11 protein-coding genes are annotated in these 14,964 nt (G+C 50.8%); all 11 read right to left on the reverse strand.

Going from position 1 to position 14,964, the window contains the following annotated elements; genetic code table 11:
* Positions 1–7 precede the first annotated feature (7 nt).
* Positions 8–994 carry a D-cysteine desulfhydrase gene (gene dcyD, locus ACOTXT_RS18055; protein ID WP_055322348.1) on the reverse strand — a complete coding sequence of 329 codons (987 nt, stop codon included), beginning with the start codon at positions 992–994 and terminating at the stop codon, positions 8–10.
* Between the two features lie 106 nt (positions 995–1,100).
* Positions 1,101–1,901, reverse strand: a complete 801-nt coding sequence (gene tcyJ, locus ACOTXT_RS18060) for a cystine ABC transporter substrate-binding protein (protein ID WP_021240470.1) — start codon at positions 1,899–1,901, stop codon at positions 1,101–1,103.
* A gap of 86 nt (positions 1,902–1,987) precedes the next feature.
* Positions 1,988–2,539, reverse strand: a complete 552-nt coding sequence (gene fliZ, locus ACOTXT_RS18065) for a flagella biosynthesis regulatory protein FliZ (RefSeq protein ID WP_008500339.1) — start codon at positions 2,537–2,539, stop codon at positions 1,988–1,990.
* A gap of 54 nt (positions 2,540–2,593) precedes the next feature.
* Positions 2,594–3,313 (reverse strand): RNA polymerase sigma factor FliA, encoded by a 720-nt coding sequence (locus ACOTXT_RS18070; protein WP_008500338.1) that lies wholly within the window; start codon positions 3,311–3,313, stop codon positions 2,594–2,596.
* 122 nt (positions 3,314–3,435) lie between these two features.
* Entirely contained in the window at positions 3,436–3,894 is a 459-nt protein-coding gene (locus tag ACOTXT_RS18075; protein WP_023293885.1) for a GNAT family N-acetyltransferase, read from the reverse strand.
* 10 nt (positions 3,895–3,904) lie between these two features.
* Entirely contained in the window at positions 3,905–4,606 is a 702-nt protein-coding gene (locus tag ACOTXT_RS18080; protein ID WP_023293884.1) for a WbqC family protein, read from the reverse strand.
* Between the two features lie 16 nt (positions 4,607–4,622).
* Positions 4,623–5,777, reverse strand: coding sequence for a DegT/DnrJ/EryC1/StrS family aminotransferase (locus ACOTXT_RS18085; protein ID WP_023293883.1), 1,155 nt, complete (start codon positions 5,775–5,777; stop codon positions 4,623–4,625).
* A 144-nt stretch (positions 5,778–5,921) separates the two neighbouring features.
* Positions 5,922–9,320, reverse strand: coding sequence for a hypothetical protein (locus tag ACOTXT_RS18090; protein WP_050488732.1), 3,399 nt, complete (start codon positions 9,318–9,320; stop codon positions 5,922–5,924).
* The gene (locus ACOTXT_RS18095; RefSeq protein WP_200925670.1) at positions 9,317–12,955 is read right to left on the reverse strand and encodes a glycosyltransferase; all 3,639 of its coding nucleotides are present in this window, start codon (positions 12,953–12,955) and stop codon (positions 9,317–9,319) included. Before ACOTXT_RS18095 ends, ACOTXT_RS18090 begins: the two co-directional genes overlap by 4 nt.
* Positions 12,956–13,127: 172 nt before the next feature.
* Positions 13,128–14,030, reverse strand: coding sequence for a flagellin (locus ACOTXT_RS18100; protein WP_058655584.1), 903 nt, complete (start codon positions 14,028–14,030; stop codon positions 13,128–13,130).
* A gap of 187 nt (positions 14,031–14,217) precedes the next feature.
* Positions 14,218–14,964: flagellin (locus ACOTXT_RS18105; RefSeq protein ID WP_421625376.1), on the reverse strand; the 747-nt coding region annotated here is incomplete at its 5' end.

A 14,964-nucleotide genomic window follows, 5' to 3' on the forward strand; every position in this document is an offset into this window, starting at 1 on the left:
CTGATTTTTAGACATGAGGATGATAGGCAAACAGCGCAGGCGCTCCGCCGGTATGGACAAATAAAATCGGCCCTTCATCCTTAAAGCGTTTTTGCGCAATGCCGTCGATCAGTCCGGCCATCGCTTTGCCGGTATAGACCGGATCGAGCAGTATGCCCTCGAGGCGCGCCAGCAGTTTCACCGCTTCCATTCCCTCATCGTTCGGCGTGCCGTAACCCGGCGCAAAATAGTCATCCCAGAGCAGAATATCGGCCTTGGCCTTCAGCTCCAGCTGCTCTGCAACCGCCTGCTGTAGCGTAACCACTTTCGGCTTCTGATCCGCCACGCTGCGGGACACCGTCACGCCAATCAGTTCGACCTCCGGAAGCAGTTGCTCCAGCCCCACCGCCAGCCCGGCATGGGTGCCCGCACTGCCGGACGCGACCACGACGGAGGAGAGACTCACCGCCCCCTCGCACTGCTGCGCGATTTCCAGCGCACTTTCCACGTACCCCAGCGCGCCCAGTGCATTCGACCCGCCGACGGGGATAACGTAGGGGCGAAAACCCTGCGCTTCCAGACGCGTCGCCAGCTCATCGAGCTGGGCGGTCGGGTCGGTCAGCGCGTCAACCATCTCAACCTGCACGTTAAACAGGTCTAACAGCAGGCGGTTACCGTTGGTGAGATAGTTTTCAGCCCGCGTGCCAATCGGGTTTTCCAGCAATGCCACGCAGTGAAGCCCAAGTTTTGCCGCCACGGCCGCCGTCTGGCGAACGTGGTTGGACTGGATGGCCCCGGCAGTGATGAGCGTATCCGCACCTTCGCGCAGGGCGTCCGCCGCCAGAAACTCCAGCTTGCGCAGCTTGTTGCCCCCCATCGCCATGGGCGTCACGTCATCACGCTTAATAAAAATATCGCGCCCTAAATAATCAGAAAATCGCGGGAGATACTCCAGCGGCGTCGGCGCGCCGATGAACTCCAGGCGGGGAAAGCGCGTTAAATTCTGTAGTGACATGGATGCTCCGGTAACTCAGACAAAATGTGATATTTTTCATTATGCACGCAGACGCGTAAGAAATAAAAAAGGCGCTTTTAAAAGCGCCTTTTTTTACGTCAGAAACTTATTTCGTGACGTCTGCCCCGAACCACTTCTCGGAAAGCGCCTTCAGGCTACCGTCTTTTTGCATGTCAGCAATCGCGGAATCAATCGCTTTCACCAGGTCTTCGTTACCTTTACGAACGGCCACGCCGGATTCCTGACGAGAGAACGCATCACCCGCTACCGCCAGGGTGTTGTTGGTTTTCTTGACCAGATCCAGTGCTGCCAGGCGATCAACCAGAATGGCGTCGGTACGGCCCACGCGCAGATCCTGGTATTTCGTCGGGTCATCATCATAGGTGCGGATATCCACGCCCTGAACGTTCTGGCGCAGCCACTCTTCGTAGTTGGTTCCCAGACCGACACCGACTTTCTTCCCTTTCAGGTCCGCAGCCGTTTTGATGGTGCCTTCGTTGCCTTTCTTCACCAGCGCCTGAATACCGGACACGGTATACGGGGTGGAGAAGTCATACTTCTTCTTACGCTCGTCAGAGATGGTGACCTGGTTGATGACCACGTCAATGCGTTTCGAATCCAGCGACGCCAGCATACCGTCCCATTTGGTCGGTTTCAGGGACGCTTTCACGCCGAGGTGTTTCGCCAGCTCTTCAGCAAACTCCACTTCAAAACCAGTCAGCTTGCCGTCATCGCCCTGGAAGCTGAACGGAGGATAGGTTCCTTCCAGCCCGACCAGCAGCGTACCGCGCTCTTTTACTTTATTCAGCAGGTTTTCTGCGGCGAACGTTTTCACGCTCATGCCCGCAACCAGCGCAACGGCCATAACACCCATCAGCGCCTGACGACCCAGAAGTGCAAATTTCATAAATACCCCGATATAGTGGAATTTTTACGTAGTGTAGAGAAATCGCCTGCAACGTCAAAGGCGACTGCGCTACATCTTATTCTTTTTTAATATATATCAGAAGTTGTTCCGGCGTGGGCTTTCTGCTTTATGGCACCCGGCATTTGTACCTTATATTGTGCGTACTTGCGCAGCGCAATCCGGTAGTTGTTGGTGCTGGTCGCAGGCAGCCACGGCTCCAGGTTCTCGTCGAGATAACCGGTTTTGAGCAGATCGCGGGAAATGTTGTTCACGGTCAGATGCTGCCCGAGGCGGCGCAGGCGAACCACGTATTCGCGAACGGTGCCGTGGCTCATCTCCGTTTGTTCAAACAGGAACTGCTTGAAGCCGATAATGTCGAAGAAGTCGCTTTGCTCTTTGCAATGGAGATCGCCACAGAAACGGCAAAGCGCCACCCACTCTTTTTGCTCTTCGAGCCATGCTGCTTCGTCCATCAACGTGTCGAGGCGCGAAATCGCGATCTTATTGACGATTTCGCCGCGGCGAACCAGCGTGATACGATCGAGTAACTTGTTACAGTGGGCGCAATGCGTCTGGCTGTGTTTAAAGTCTTTCAGGTAGCGGCTTAAAGGCCGTCTTTTAGATTGCTGCACCGTCATGATAACTCCTGGTTGTCAATACGTTGTGCGGCATTTTTAAGGTGAATCAATCACCTATAACTTACCCAGCTTGGTTCGTAAGCGTTTAATGGCCTGGCTGTGCAGCTGGCTCACCCGCGACTCTCCCACCTCCAGAACAGCGCCAATCTCTTTGAGGTTAAGCTCTTCCTGGTAATAAAGGGTCAATACCAGCTGTTCGCGTTCAGGCAGAGCTTCAATAGCTTCCATGACGCGCTGGCGTAAATTCCCTTCCATTAAATGGTGTAACGGGTTTTCTTGCTGGTGCTCATCCGTCACCAGCTCGATGCTATCGCCATGCTCTTCTCGCCACTCGTCATAAGAGAAGAGTTGGCTATTATTGGTATCGAGCAACATCTGACGATACTCTTCAACAGCAATGCCAAGACGATCCGCCACTTCAGTTTCCGTTGCGTTGCGTCCCAGTTCCTGTTCCAGCTGCCCCATCGCATGCGCCACTTCGCGTGCGTTACGGCGAACACTGCGCGGTACCCAGTCACGGCTGCGCAGCTCGTCCAGCATCGCACCACGAATACGCTGAACTGCGTAAGTCGTAAATGCCGTTCCTTGCAGAGCGTCGTATCGGTCAACTGCATTCAATAACCCGATACCGCCCGCCTGTAGCAGATCGTCGAGTTCCACGCTCGCCGGCAAGCGCACCTGGAGGCGCAATGCTTCGTGACGCACCAGCGGGACATAACGCTGCCACAGCGAGTGTTTATCCATTACACCTTCAGCGGTATAGAGTGAATTCACGATAAACAGCCCTGCGTTAGTTGAGTTATCGGCATGATTATCCGATTCTGGAGGGGTTTTAATCGGGAGAATAGTGGGTGAAATGGGGGGTTATTTCTGCCTTACTCTTTCCCTGGACCAAATTAAAGGGGTTGGGACGGACCTGACATTCTACTTTTTCGCATCATCATGAGCGTATCCTGTTCTGCAGAAAAAATGATAAAGCCATGTTTTGAATACAATCTAATAGCCTTTTCTCTGATGCTAAGCACTTCAAGGGTGATGTGTTCAACACCCGCCTCTTCAAGATAGCGAATACTGTTTCGCAACAATTGATTCCCGATGCCACATGATTGCCAACCGGGTAGTACAGAGACGTTAGTAATAAATCCGGTCCGATTTTCCTTATTCAGATATGCCGCGACAAGACCAATCAACTGGTTATCGCTCCACGCTTCAAAGGTGCAGCCATATTTTTTAATTTTAGACGCATAGTTTTCAATATTAACCTGCTTCATGAGATGATCGACAAAATCAGATTCGCCAACGCGAAGATGCCCTGCAATTTGTATGGCAGTGGCGGTGTTAACGCGTAATATCATCGCATACTCCTTAACCACTCATAGCCCAGCGATGCTGACAAAAATTGATTACCTCATTTTTACTATTAAACATCAGGACATCAATAATTGAGAGCCAGGGGACAAACTCAGCGCCAAACTGCCGATAACAAACGTATTCTGGTTGGATAAACTGTAAATTGATATCCTGCCGCTGGAAGCTTTCACTATCATAAAGTTCGCGACCGCCAGGCAAGTTGATATAAGTATGCGCCCCCAGAGTAGAGCAAATGGACAATATTTTGTCCTGAGCACGCAATTTATGATCAATGGCAACATCAGACGAGAGCATAATTTCACACTCCAGAGATAGCATCTGACGCAATATCATCAGAGAGTGACATATATAGGCTGACAAATTCTCATGAGAACAATTGATGATCTCTTCAACAACCGGAAATATCGAATGAAAGTAAGGCGCATTACGGTAGGCATCAATAAATTGATTAAGCAAATTCTCACGAATAAAATTATCTGACAAGTGACGATCGTTGATAGCGAGAAAGCGGGAATCCTTCGCTAATGGAAGAGTAATAACGCCAGGTTGGTTGTGTTGCAAAATACGATTGCGATTGATCCAGCCTTGCCTGACGTACTGCACATTGTCAAACAGAACAAAGCGGTCAACCGCTGACATCAGTTGAAAGTAACCAATATAGGGCAGAAAGTAAGGTTGCATTACTGCGATTTTCACAACTGCTAATCCTTATTTATGACTCACTATGTGCGACGCATTGTGGATTTTTATAAAGCGAAAACGTGTTTCTAATAATTTCCACAATCTGGATCTGTTTTTCATATGTCAGGCCGGGATAGATAGGCAGACAGAGAATGCCTCGCGAAATCAACCACGCTACAGGAAGATGTCGGGCATCAGCTGTAGCAAACTGACGATACATCTGAAACTCACTGATCAGAGGATAGAAATAACGTCGTGCAAAAATATTCTGCTGTCGTAAGGTGCTATAAATTTCATCGCGCGCGCTTATAATGCTAGCATCAAAGAGGACCGGGAAATAGGCGAAATTCCATTCAATCGAGTTAGCTGGGGTTATATAGCGAAGTTCCGGCAGCCATTCATCAAGCAGCTGTACATACTTCAGATAGATCGCTTTGCGTTCTGCAAGAGCCGCGTCAATATGCTGCAACTGGAGCAAGCCCATTGCCGCCTGGATCTCATTCATTTTGCCATTGATACCTGGGGCCATGATGGTGACCTCATCGGCAAAACCAAAGTTTTTCAGATAGTCAATTCTCTGTTTGGTTTTACTGTCATGACAAATAATCGCACCACCTTCGAAGGTATTAAATACTTTGGTGGCATGGAAACTCACGACCGAAAGATCGCCATAGTTCAGGACACTGGTATTATTCTCTTTTACGCCAAAACAATGGGCAGCATCGTAAATAACCTTGAGTCCATACGTATCGGCAATCTGTTGAATACGTACGGTATCACAAGGAATACCATAACAATGTACCGGTAATATTGCTGACGTTTGCGGCGTGATAAGTGATTCAATTTTCTCAGGGTCAATATTGAACGTATCGGGATCAATATCCGCAAAAACCGGAGTTAGTCCATTCCAGAGCAAACTATGAGAAGTTGCAACAAAGGAATACGGGGTGGTGATCACCTCGCCACGGATCCGCAAAGTCTGCATAGCCGTCAGCAGAGCAAGCGTACCATTCGAGAATAAACTCACGTACTTTACGCCAAGATAACGCGCTAGCGCCTGTTCAAGCTGTTGGTGAAACTCGCCGCCGTTTGTCAGGATCCGGTTTTGCCAAATTTTTTCCAGATAAGGAATAAACTCCTCGAGGGGAGGCAAAAGCGGGCTGGTAACATAGACGTTATCACTCATATGAAAACCTGTGGACTAAGGGGTGGTGTCCTATCATAGCGATGAGCACACAGTTGCTATCGGTAAAACAAGACACCTTTCAGGACTCAATTACCCAAACGGCTCAGCTTTCCGGGTAAAAAACGCCCCGGAAAGCACCCTTTGTTACATAAACAGCCCGCGGATAACCTCAGGGATGGACTCCCGATCGTAAATGAAGGTGCTAATCTCCCGCTGACTAACCACGTATCTGTCGGCATTAACGATTTCGTTCTGCCAGACCTGAGGGTCAGCTTTAAGGCGCCGGAAGGGGAGATTGTTGTGCAATGAAGGGACATCGCTAGCCAAGATCGCTATCCCACAGGCTGCGAGCTGAACCGCCTGATAGTCATCTTTAAAACGGTTGTGGTCGCAGTTCAGCCTGAAAATAATTGCTATGTCGGCTCGCAACTGATGCAGCTGTTCAGGTGACATCCGTTCCTCTTGCCAGCGAACCGTTTCTGCGACCATCGGTAGCCACGCCGCGGGCCAGGCCCCCAAAATGATCCAATCCACCCTGGCGTGCGTGGCGGCGATAACCCGGCTAATAAATTCTCGCTCTTTTACGGATAATGCTTCCGGTATACACAAAACGCGTCTGCGTTCGGCCGACGTCGGCCTCGACTGTGCCACCCATTCACACCCTAGCAACACCGGCAGACACGACACCGGCCTTTTTCGTTTGCTTAACTGGGCTGCACGCTTTGCAGACCATGTAAGCCACCGCGTCACCACGTTTACCTGATCCCGATCGTTATTGTCTGACCCGGCTGAATCCGCCAGCGCATAAATTCGCAAAGGGATAATCCGGCTCACGGCCGCAAGACGTGCTGAAAGAGCCTTATCCGGGGCATGGGTTAGAACCACAATTTTCGGTACGAGACGCAATATTTCTGGCACGGTAAGGTCGGAAGAATCACGTATCAGGCAGATCGCGTTATCTGTCGACAGATTCTGCAGCAAGTCGGCTATACGTTTCGAGTATTCGCAGTCCTCACCATTTTTCAGCAACAGAACCTTCGCGAGCGTCAAGGAGAGATTGTCAGACACGTTGGTCGTAAGAGGTCCATGGCGGAACAATGGACGTTGTAGACTGAGATAGCGGTTATAGGCCGGATCGTCAGTGAAAACCTCCAGCATCTCAGCGAGTAATGTCTGGCGCTGCGAATTCTCACTGACGCACACCGTTTCAAGAAGCTGTGTATTGTCCGATACCACAACACTGAACGGCGACCAGACGGCAAGATAACCAGCCCGTTTCAACTTTAGAGGCAGAATAATATCATTGACGTGCTGGTCGTCATATTCAACCGACAGCCCACCGACCCGTTGCCATGCTTCGCGCTTGACCAGCAGGCAGTTGCTGCTCAGGATGGAATAGTTTTGCTCGCACTGGTAGCGTGACAGCTCGCCTTCTGTTTGCCAGGGTTCCCCTTGACCAACATGCCCAACCCAACCATCGGCCCCAGCGATCATTCCCGCACTCAGCAACCGTTGGTCGGCGGTGATAAATTTTGGTCCTGCGCTTCCTACTTCAGGGCGAATTACATGACTAAGCAATGTCGTCAGCCAGTTTTTCAGTACAAAAAGCGTTTGGAGATCCAGAAGTAAAATAAAATCACCAGCCACATTTTGCGCCAGGAGGTTCATACGACTTGCGTAATTTTGCTCAGCGCCACAGACGATCGCCGTTAGTGGCATCACCTCCTGCATCTGCTTGATGAGATCAATCATTTCTGCACTGGTATTTTCGACAACCGCCAGCAGAATCTCTTTGTTCTGCCACTCGGTATTACTTATGAGACTCTCAACGCAGCGGATCAGTCGCGTCGGATCGTCACCCGCATCAAGCAGAATGCTGACTTTTTCACGTTCTGGCTGTGGATAGCTAATACGCCATGTCAGATTTTTTTGCTGTACGGCGCGGGCCTGAGAAAATCCACGATGCTGCAGATAACGCTGGAGAATCTGTGCTTCTTCGAGCGTAGACGGGAAATCAAATACTGAGGCAGGCACCAGGGTAATAATATCCGTAATATGCCCAATACAGCCCGTTCCCCATTGCAGCAAGTAATCGATCAACGCGTCAAATTCGAAAGACTGACTGAATTCAGGGTTAAATTTTCCCGTGGCCAGCCAGCTCTCGCGCCGGAACCAGACGCGTCGTAAATAGCGGTGAGGCGCAGCGAGGAATAGATCGAGATTGAAATCCGGTTTCCGTACCGGAGTGATTTCACCATCATCAGCGCGCACTGCCTCATCCGTATAAATGGCCTGACATTCCCCGGCCTTCGTGAGCATATTACGCATCAACCCAATACTTGCCGCAGTATATTCAACACCCGCGTCGATGCAATGCAGCCAGTCGAAGTCCTCAGTTTCAGCCAGTTGCCTGACAGCACTAACCCAGCTATCTACCGTAACCGCGCGAATATCCATAGTCGTAGCGTGATACCCAGGTTCTGGCGCAACAAGAAGAATCGTGCGTGAATCAACACCCTGACGGGTAAGTGAGGCGACGGATGCTTCGATAGCGCTCACCTGCGCATTCAGGCAAAGAATAACGTGTAGCAGACGAGTTTCTGCTGTAACCGTAGTCGGCAGAGTACGGTGAGAAATCCAGTGGCTGAATGAGTTGCGCTCCTTTACCTCATCGTGCTGCTGCGCTTTTGCTTGGGTTAGAAACAGGAAGTGCTCAAACTGGGTTTCCAGAAGTCGCCTTTTGGCCAGAACAACGTCGCGGACAATCGGTAGACCTTCCCGAATGACGTCCAGTGCTTCCGGAGAATCGGAGTAACCGAAACCGGCACCACCAATATCCTGTAACGATTGCTCGTTCAACGCATAATGCTCATAGCCTGGAACAGACAGCGAAACGACCGGGCAGCCACATAGCATGGCTAGCAGGCAGGTGCCTGACGACTCATAGGTGTAAAGCACCCGCCCGCGTTTCAGAAGCATCGCCAGTTCGCGTAATGACAAAGGGTTGCGCATTGACAAAATAGTGATGTTTTCTGGTAACCCAGATAAATCAAGCGCAGATTCAGGGATCCTGTTCAGGTAGAGAAAGTCTTTATCTTTAATTGGCTGGTCATCCTGAAAGAGTGAGAGGTCATAACATTCAATCCCCAGAATATTCGGATCGGGTTCTTTATCTGCAAACTCAGGGCGATACCAGAAAAAGAGATCGTCGGCACCGGCATCAATGGCATTTTGCATGATGACCCCTTCCCTGTTTAGCATGTAGCGGACGGTTACCGGCGCAGAAAAAGGATTTCCCGTAGTGACCTCCGGGTAAACAGCAATCCATGACCTGCCGCTGGAGATGACCTGTTCATAGGCTTCTTCCGTGAGCGCTGGCGCATTCCATTCGGGGTTGACGGTACAGCCAACCATCCAGGCGCGACCACCACGCTCATTGATCATATGGCATAAGCGGTGAAGCACCTGAATGCCCAACGACGATTCACGGTAGTCCGGTGCGGCAATCAGGTAGGGAGAATGAAGATCTATATGCATAGTCATTGTGCCAACCAACCTTGTTGCCAGTCATTGAGTCCATTTTCGCGCAGATACCAGTTGCGCTGTACGGCATTTCGTAATTCATCCCCCTGGCGGCTCCGGTAATCCGCGTCATTGAGGTAGGACTGAATGGCTTTCATCCAGTCTTTAAAACGGTTTTCAACTAGGGTCACCGGTAGTCCACAACGGTACGGAGCAATATCCGTGGCAACGATCGGTACTCCACAGGTACCAATTTCCAGCAGCCGTAAATTACTCTTGCATTCATTGAACTGATTGATTTCTAGAGGAACCAGTGCCAGATCGAGATTCAGATTGGCCAGCTTTTCAGGGTACATTTCGAAAGGAACGCCAGGGTGAAACTCACAATGGACATTACGCGGCTTCATTCCCATAAACACCCATTCAACGTCATTCTCCAGCGCCTTAATCAGAGGTAGCAGTATTTGGAGATCCCCTGCATGGGTACTCCCCCCCGCCCAACCAACGCGTAATTTTTTACCTACCCCCCGCTGACTCAGCAAATGCCCCCACTGGTCGGGAGCAAGGCGGTTCTGCGCAATGCGGATATCATGATGGAAACGGCTATAGGCTTCAGCAAGCGGCGCCGTTGAGACTACAATTCTGTCTGCGCTTTCGAGTATTTTGCGGAAGCTCTTGACCATGTGTTGCGGGTAGTTTTCACGATTACCATTTTTCAACGGCACGTTAAGTAAGAAATCATCGTACTCAATGATAACTTTGGCATTACAGACCTCACGCAGTTGCTGAATAATGTTCGGGAAACGGCTCCCGGTGAGTGACTCAAGTAAAATCACATCTGGCTGAAGTTGCGCGGCTTCCATGACTGAAGGAATGCTGTTCACCATACCGCCCTCCAGCATATGATGACGCTCCAATGCTTTAAACGGCTGCATAACCCGGTGATGCCCGCAGCCATTCCAGTCAACATGATGCGCCAGCACAACTGGTACAGGACGTCCCGGAAGAGGGGCATGCAGACGCGCACTGTTTTCACTCAGGGTGAAAAGCGCGCCGGATTTTTGCATGAGCGGATGATATGAAGGATCTATGAGCAGCTCGGCCTTCCACTCGTTACGCAACTGTGCGTAGTGTTCCAGCATCGGTCGTTCGGGAACCTGGTATTTATTGGCCAGAAGGCGTGTCGCTCCGCCCATATGTTGAACGCGCGAATAGGGTGTCCAGACGTTTAAATAGCCCTGCTTTTGCAGCCTTATTCCAAGATCAACATCGGCAAAATAGACGGGATAACGTTCTTGCGTAAATCCATTAAGCGCGAAAAACACATCTTTTCGCAGCATCATACAAGAACCACTCACTGCCGTTACGTTATGCGGGGCGTAAAGATAGTCGTGAAAACCTGAGTCAGCCCCTCCCGCTCCGGCAAAAGCAACCTCCACACCGTTTTGAACGCCAGTCAGGTAGCCACCATGCTGGATCCGACCATCCTTAAACTCTAGGCGAGCCCCTACCACGCCCACCTCTGGGCGTAATGCGTGTTCCAGTAACGCTTCCAGCCACGCGCCATCAATGATTTCACAATCATTATCAAGGAAAACGAGAACATCTCCCCTCGCCTGCTGCGCGGCGGCGTTGCCCATTTCAGCAAAATTGAATGGCTCGTCATAACGCAATATCCGTACCTGCTCCAGCCCAAGACTCGCTAAATCGCTCAGGAACTGACAGGCATCGCCCTCTACTGACTGGTTATCAACAATCATCAGTTCATAGCGAGCGTAGCGGGTCTTTTCCATCAGACTTTCAATGCAGTTCTTTAGTAAAGCAAATCGATCGCGCGTGGGGATAATAATAGAGACCATCGGCTGGGCATCCCAGTGATAGCGAAGGCGCGGTAGAGCTTTAACGGCTCCCGGCTCATAGGAGGCAGAAATACCAAGTCGCGTAAGGTGGGCCAGTACGCCGTTCCGATGCTGCTCCATAAGGCCTGGCTGCTCAGTCCAGCGTTGCGCAGGTTCAGAATTGCAGAGCAGCACTTCAGGCACATGTGTTAAGACACTGGTACCCTGCAACTCGACCAGACGCCAGAGCAAATCGATAAAAGGCGTATAAGCAAAGAGAGGGTTCAGCCCACCAGCGGCCTTTGCCGCATGGCAATCAATTAGCAGCGCCTGTCCAATATAAGGCTTACTGCGCAGGAGATCGATATTAACTCCGGGGCGCAAGGTAACAATCGGTTCATCGTTTTCGGCAACCGTCATTTCATCACAATAGGCGACACTTGCCTCCGGGTAATGAATTCGGTGCTCAGCGAATCGCAGCAGCGCGTCATCTAAAAGGGTGTAGCCCGCAGGGAGCATTAGCAACGCCTGAGCAGGGCTGTTTTCCAGTAACGCATTAATATCGGAAATAGAATACGCCACCTCTATAGAGATAGGCACTAGCGATTGAGCGAGCGCCGATGCATGGGTAAGCTGGTACTCTTCAGTCGTTTTATTCTGCGCGAGGATAACAACACCAAGTCTGGCTCTGTCCGGAAAGGCATCAGCACAGGCACGTAAAGCCTCGCGACGCGCGCTCGTGATATTTCGATCCTTTATCCAGCGAGTAATGGAGTAGTTTTCGCTCTGCTGGAGCAACAGCGCTTTGCTGTGAAATGCCAGCGCATAGCGATCTTTTTCAGAAAGCGTATAAGGCCTTTGCGACACAGGAAAATCTAGCACAGTGAGAATATTCTGCTCAAGGCTCCAGCGTGATACGAACGTCTGATGATTTTTATGCACCCATTTTATGGCATCTTCATAGCCGTCGGTCAGCAGTTGAATCCACTCGTCTGCCCCCGGGCAAAAACGCAAATTTACCCCGGAGAAATAGTTAGCTTCATAGTACGCAAGATTTGTATCGCTCAAATACCCTTCAACGTAGTTCCCGTGCGCTAAAAAGACCGGTACACCGAGAACAAGTGCTTTTGGAACATACTGTTCATCCGTGATAATAACGTCATAACCCGCGAGCCACTCTGGTTCAATACGCCCGGATTGAGCACTTAAATCGAGCCATTCAATGTATAGCTGCGACTGGGCTGCGCGCTGCTGAACTTCATACATTTCAGCGGACATTTTATCCGCGATATAGAGAATTCGTCGCAACTCTTGCGCCTCACGATCAGCGTAATCTTCGCAGTAAGCGTCCGGCACGAGCCACGGCATCAGGTGTAGCTTGTCTTCCTCGATCCCCGTCTGTAGCAGGATAGTCTGCGTAAACGCCGACAGGCCAAGCACTCGTGTTGCCAGAGCATTCTCCAGCTCGGCGCCCCATGGAATATAAAGATCATTGTAATCACTATAATGACGGAAGATAAAAGAGCCCGCCGTTTTCTGCTCATACAGAGCAGTAAGCAGTTTCTCGCAAAAAAAGCCTTTAACGACCCATATAACGTCATAGCGTGCGGCCAGTTCTCCCGCATTCTCTGTAACAATCGTCAGGGCTCCAGTTGCCTGCAGTCTGGCCATTTCTGGCTGAAGACGCTTCCCAATAAAGGAGGTACATAGAATCACATGCCATTCCCGTCTTAACAGGGCATCAGCTATGTCGAGCACTTCCGTGCACGAAGCAGACCATGCGTCAAGTTTGTCTACACTTATCAGAATTTCAGGCATTTTTTATCCTCAACGCCGCCACAAGGACGCCTACAGTTCTATTTTGAGTAATGCAATATTGTGAGGGAAAGAAGAAGGTTTAAGAGAAAAAATAGCTTGGATAATTGGGCTTAAATCTGGCGATTGGGAAATAAAAAAGGCATCCGAAGATGCCTTTTTGGCGTTATCAGAATTAACGCAACAGGGACAGCATGGTCTGTGGAACCTGGTTGGCCTGCGCCAGTACAGAAGAGCCAGCCTGCTGCAGGATCTGTGCGCGGGACATGTTGGACACTTCAGTCGCGTAGTCGGAATCCTGAATACGGCTGCGGGCAGCGGACAGGTTGTTCACGGTGTTGTTCAGGTTGGTGATGGTGGACTCGAAACGGTTCTGAGAGGCACCCAGCAGGCTGCGCTGGTTGTCTACAGATTTGATTGCCGCATCGATGTCTGCCAGCGGGTTACCATCGGTAGTACCACCGGAAGTCACGGTACCGCTCAGAACGTCGAAACCTTCTGCGGAGGTGGTACGTGCGTTACCGTTCACCATGCCGCCTGTAGCACCGGTCGCAGTGCTGACGCTGAACAGGTTGTAGCTATCAGAGCTGCTCAGGCCGATAGAGATGGTTTCGCTGTCTTTAGAACCCACCTGGAAGCTGTAGCTGCTGGTGCCTGAACCGGTGTTCAGCACTTTGATGCCGTTGAAGTCTGTCTGAGTCGTTACGCGGTTCACTTCTTCCATACGCTGGTTAACTTCAGCCTGGATGGAGTCGATGTCGGAAGCAGAGTTAGAGCTGTTCTGTGCCTGAACGGTCAGATCACGGATACGCTGCAGGTTGTTGTTGATTTCGCTCAGTGCGCCTTCTGCCGTCTGCGCCAGAGAGATACCGTCGTTGGCGTTACGTGCAGCAACGGTCAGACCGTTGATGTTAGAGGTGAAGCGGTTAGCGATCGCCTGACCAGCAGCGTCGTCTTTTGCGCTGTTGATGCGCAGACCGGAGGACAGACGCTCGATCGCGGTGCCCAGAGAAGACTGAGATTTGCTCAGGTTGTTCTGAGTCATCAGCGACAGAGTGTTAGTATTAATCACTGCCATGGTAAGTATCCTTTAATTGATTATGAGTTCCGGCTAGCTGCCAGGGGCTTCATCGCCTTCATAAAGGTTATCGACAGGGCATTTGCAAACTTTAGATCTTTTGATATTTTTTTATTTTCTTATTTCACCTTGATTTTAAAAGAAAAAAGCGCCGACATGCGGCGCTTTTTGTCTGTCATAACGGCGATTAACGCAGCAGGGACAGCATGGTCTGCGGAACCTGATTGGCCTGAGCCAGTACGGAAGAGCCAGCCTGCTGCAGGATCTGCGCACGAGACATGTTGGACACTTCGGTCGCGTAATCTGAATCCTGAATACGGCTGCGGGCAGCAGACAGGTTGTTCACGGTGTTGTTCAGGTTGGTAATTGTAGACTCAAAACGGTTCTGAGACGCACCCAGCAGGCTACGCTGGTTGTCTACGGATTTGATTGCCGCATCGATGTCTGCCAGCGGGTTACCATCGGTAGTACCACCGGAAGTCACGGTACCGCTCAGAACGTCGAAACCTTCTGCGGAGGTGGTACGTGCGTTACCGTTCACCATGCCGCCTGTAGCACCGGTCGCAGTGCTGACGCTGAACAGGTTGTAGCTATCAGAGCTGCTCAGGCCGATAGAGATGGTTTCGCTGTCTTTAGAACCCACCTGGAAGCTGTAGCTGCTGGTGCCTGAACCGGTGTTCAGCACTTTGATGCCGTTGAAGTCTGTCTGAGTCGTTACGCGGTTCACTTCTTCCATACGCTGGTTAACTTCAGCCTGGATGGAGTCGATGTCGGAAGCAGAGTTAGAGCTGTTCTGTGCCTGAACGGTCAGATCACGGATACGCTGCAGGTTGTTGTTGATTTCGCTCAGTGCGCCTTCTGCCGTCTGCGCCAGAGAGATACCGTCGTTGGCGTTACGTGCAGCAACGGTCAGACCGTTGATGTTAGAGGTGAA

The sequence above is a fragment of the Enterobacter cloacae complex sp. IR5422 genome, from assembly GCF_049238165.1.
GTDB classification, from domain to species: domain Bacteria; phylum Pseudomonadota; class Gammaproteobacteria; order Enterobacterales; family Enterobacteriaceae; genus Enterobacter; species Enterobacter roggenkampii.

Excerpts from the sequence above, each read along its gene's own strand:
- dcyD (WP_055322348.1), bottom strand. The coding sequence starts at position 994 with ATGTCACTACAGAATTTAACGCGCTTTCCCCGCCTGGAGTTCATCGGC.
- tcyJ (WP_021240470.1), bottom strand. The coding sequence starts at position 1,901 with ATGAAATTTGCACTTCTGGGTCGTCAGGCGCTGATGGGTGTTATGGCC.
- fliZ (WP_008500339.1), bottom strand. The coding sequence starts at position 2,539 with ATGACGGTGCAGCAATCTAAAAGACGGCCTTTAAGCCGCTACCTGAAA.
- ACOTXT_RS18075 (WP_023293885.1), bottom strand. The coding sequence starts at position 3,894 with ATGATATTACGCGTTAACACCGCCACTGCCATACAAATTGCAGGGCAT.
- ACOTXT_RS18085 (WP_023293883.1), bottom strand. The coding sequence starts at position 5,777 with ATGAGTGATAACGTCTATGTTACCAGCCCGCTTTTGCCTCCCCTCGAG.
- ACOTXT_RS18090 (WP_050488732.1), bottom strand. The coding sequence starts at position 9,320 with ATGACTATGCATATAGATCTTCATTCTCCCTACCTGATTGCCGCACCG.
- ACOTXT_RS18095 (WP_200925670.1), bottom strand. The coding sequence starts at position 12,955 with ATGCCTGAAATTCTGATAAGTGTAGACAAACTTGACGCATGGTCTGCT.
- ACOTXT_RS18100 (WP_058655584.1), bottom strand. The coding sequence starts at position 14,030 with ATGGCAGTGATTAATACTAACACTCTGTCGCTGATGACTCAGAACAAC.